Here is a 2,910-nt window from a genome sequence, read left to right on the forward strand (position 1 = left end):
CATCGCGGTGGCCGTACTCGTTCCTGCGGGCACCCCATCGGACCTCTCACCAGCACGAATCCGTCAACGATCAAGAACTACAGCTGCCGGGACTGTGGATCGGAGACGAGATGAACGAGGTCACGACCGCACGCACCTACAATCAGAACCACATCCCGCGTGAACACACCCCTGGTCGGCGACGGGTGAGCATCTACGTCTCGTGGAGCTATCCGGCGGAGGCGGGCAGGAACCCTGCCGAGCTGGACAACCGGTTCTCCACCATGACCGAGGTCCGGCGGGTGACCTGGCCCGCCTACGAGGGCCCGAAGTGGTCCGAGCCGTCGCAGTTCCAGCAAGGCATCGCCGGCTCACTGGAGTTGTTCTTCTTGGCCTGGGTGCCGTTCCAGCAGTTCGTCGAGGAGACCACCGGACATCCCGTCCCCGTATACCAACGCATCGACCAGGCCGGTTTCCATACCCCGCTCGACGAGCGAGTACTGGCGGACACCGACACCTTGTTCGTGTTCGGGCTGGATCACATGATCACAGGACAAGAGCCCGGACCCGGTGAGATCGAAGCACTGCGCGCATTCCTTGGACGGGAGGACGCCCGTCTGGTCCTGGGACCTCACCATGACGTCGGGGCGTCGGACGATCTGACCGTGCGAGAGATCGAATACTGCCATCACGGCGATCCTTTGGTTCCCCGCCAGCAGCGGTTCGCCACCTATGTCCGGGGCTTGATGCAGGGGCTCGGGGTACCCGTCGAGAACCGCTACGGACTGCGTCCCGCTGTGCAAGGGCCGAACCGAATCGCCCCGTTCTCCCCGGTCCGGGATGCGGATACGAGAGGCTGGCTGGACGGGGTGACGAACTTCAACTTCCACCAGCACCTTCCGCATTACGCTGTGACGAGCGACGAGCCGGACATTCATCTGCTGGCCCGGCAGCCGATCGACACCTCCAGGCCGCATCCGTTCATCGAGGCAGGCAACACCGAGTTCAACATGTTCCTGTGGATGCCCCCGAGCGGTGAGCGGGCCGGCGATGTGCTGCTGGCGGACTCCACGATTTTCAGTTCGTTGTTCGGCGGCGACGAGAGCCTGCGGAATTTCTGGCGGAACCTCGTCACGAAGTAGTAACGCAAGGAGGCGCGAGTGTGAGCACGAACGCGCGAGCCGCACTGGAGCTCGACGACATTCAGCGCGGGGTCCTCAGCCCTCGCCCTACGCGGCGACCTATGTGGTGTTCCGTATCGATGACCGGGCGCATGGACGGGAGCTGATGCGGCGCGCGAGCGCGGTGGTGACGTCCGCCGCCGACCCGGTCAGCCCCCTGGGGGAGACGTGGGTGAGTGTCGCAGTCACCTCTCATGGGCTGAAGGCGCTGGGTGTGCCGCGCGCATCGATGGACACGTTCGCCTGGGAGTTCCGCCAGGGGATGGCCGCCCGCGCCAAGGCGCTGGGCGATGTCGGCCAGAGCGGCCCCGAGCACTGGGAAGCGCCGCTGGGCACGCCGGATGTCCATGTCGTGCTCACGGCGGTCGCGCCCGATACCAGGCAGTTGGAGGGGGCCCTCGATCGGGCCCGCACCGCTTACGACCGGCTCCCCGGGGTGACCGCGATCTGGCGGCAGGACTGCTACGCGCTGCCCACCGAGACCGAGCATTTCGGCTACCGCGACGGCATCAGCCATCCCGCCGTCGAGGGCAGCGGCTTCGCCGGGTCGAACCGGCTGGAGGTGCCGTTGAAGGCCGGCGAGTTCGTGCTCGGCTACCGGGACGAGATCGGCGGCATCCGCACGCTTCAGCCGGAGGTACTGGGACGCAACGGCAGCTACGCGGTCTTCCGCAAACTCCACCAGCGGGTCGCCCTCTTCCGGTGCTATCTGCGGGACAACGCCACCAGCCCCGAGGACGAGGAACTGCTGGCAGCCAAGATGATGGGACGCTGGCGCAGCGGTGCACCGCTGGCGCTCAGTCCGCAGCACGACGACCCCGCTCTCGGCGCCGACCCGCAGCGCCGCAACACCTTCCTGTACGAGCGGGACGACCCGGTGGGCTTCACCACGCCCAGCGGCTGCCACATCCGGCGGGCCAACCCACGCGACGCGTCGGTGGCGGGCGAAGTGCGACTCCACCGCATGATCAGACGCGGCGCCGCCTACGGTCCGTCGCTGCCTGAAGGAGTGCTGGAAGACGACGGGGCCGACCGCGGCCTGATGTTCGCGTTCATCGGGGCCCATCTCGGGCGTCAGTTCGAATTTGTGCAGTCCGAGTGGATGAACGACAGCGTCTTCTTCGGCGGGGGCAACGCCGACGACCCCGTCACGGGATCCCACGACGGCGTGACCGGCTACACCATTCCCCGGCGGCCGGTGCGACGAAGCCTGTCCCCACTGCCGCGGTTCGTTGTCACGCGCGGCGGCGAGTACTGCTTCCTGCCGGGCCTCAACGCCCTGCGCTGGCTCGGCGATCTCCAGGACTGACACTGCGGTCACGCGCACCGGGGCACCCCTCCGAGGCGCTCCGCAGCGCGAGGAGACATGCCTCATGGGCACCCTGCACCTGCTGTTCAACGCCGTCACCGTGATCTTCATCGTGGCCACCATGTTCACTGCCGGGCTGGGTGCCACCGTCGCGGCACTGCGGGGCGTCCTCACCGACGTCCCACTGCTGACGCTGTCCCTGATCGCCAACATGGTGGCCATCCCACTGCTCGGTTGGGGCATCGGTGCCCTGTTCGGCCTGCCCACCGCGTCGTTCATCGCGCTCGTCCTGGTCGCCTCCTCCCCGGGCGGCCCCTTCGGTGCGAAGCTGGCCATGGTGCAAAAAGGGGCTCTCCTGCCGTATGTGTGGGTGCTGTGACCTGCGCTGATACATGAAACACGCCGTTTCCTGCAAGGCTTGAGGTGTCTAGTCACAAGCTT

The 2,910-nt window shown here is 66.9% G+C and carries 3 protein-coding genes; all 3 read left to right on the top strand.

Going from position 1 to position 2,910, the window contains the following annotated elements:
- Window positions 1–1,121: hypothetical protein (locus ACGFSA_RS34970; RefSeq protein WP_393310188.1), on the top strand; the 1,121-nt coding region annotated here is incomplete at its 5' end.
- On the top strand, window positions 1,030–2,469 hold the full coding sequence (locus tag ACGFSA_RS34975; RefSeq protein ID WP_393310192.1) for a Dyp-type peroxidase: 1,440 nt from the start codon (window positions 1,030–1,032) through the stop codon (window positions 2,467–2,469). The genes ACGFSA_RS34970 and ACGFSA_RS34975, both read left to right, overlap by 92 nt.
- Window positions 2,470–2,533: 64 nt before the next feature.
- Window positions 2,534–2,848 carry a hypothetical protein gene (locus ACGFSA_RS34980; protein WP_393310190.1) on the top strand — a complete coding sequence of 105 codons (315 nt, stop codon included), beginning with the start codon at window positions 2,534–2,536 and terminating at the stop codon, window positions 2,846–2,848.
- Window positions 2,849–2,910 lie beyond the last annotated feature (62 nt).

It is taken from the genome of Streptomyces sp. NPDC048496, from assembly GCF_043200055.1.
Lineage (GTDB): Bacteria > Actinomycetota > Actinomycetes > Streptomycetales > Streptomycetaceae > Streptomyces.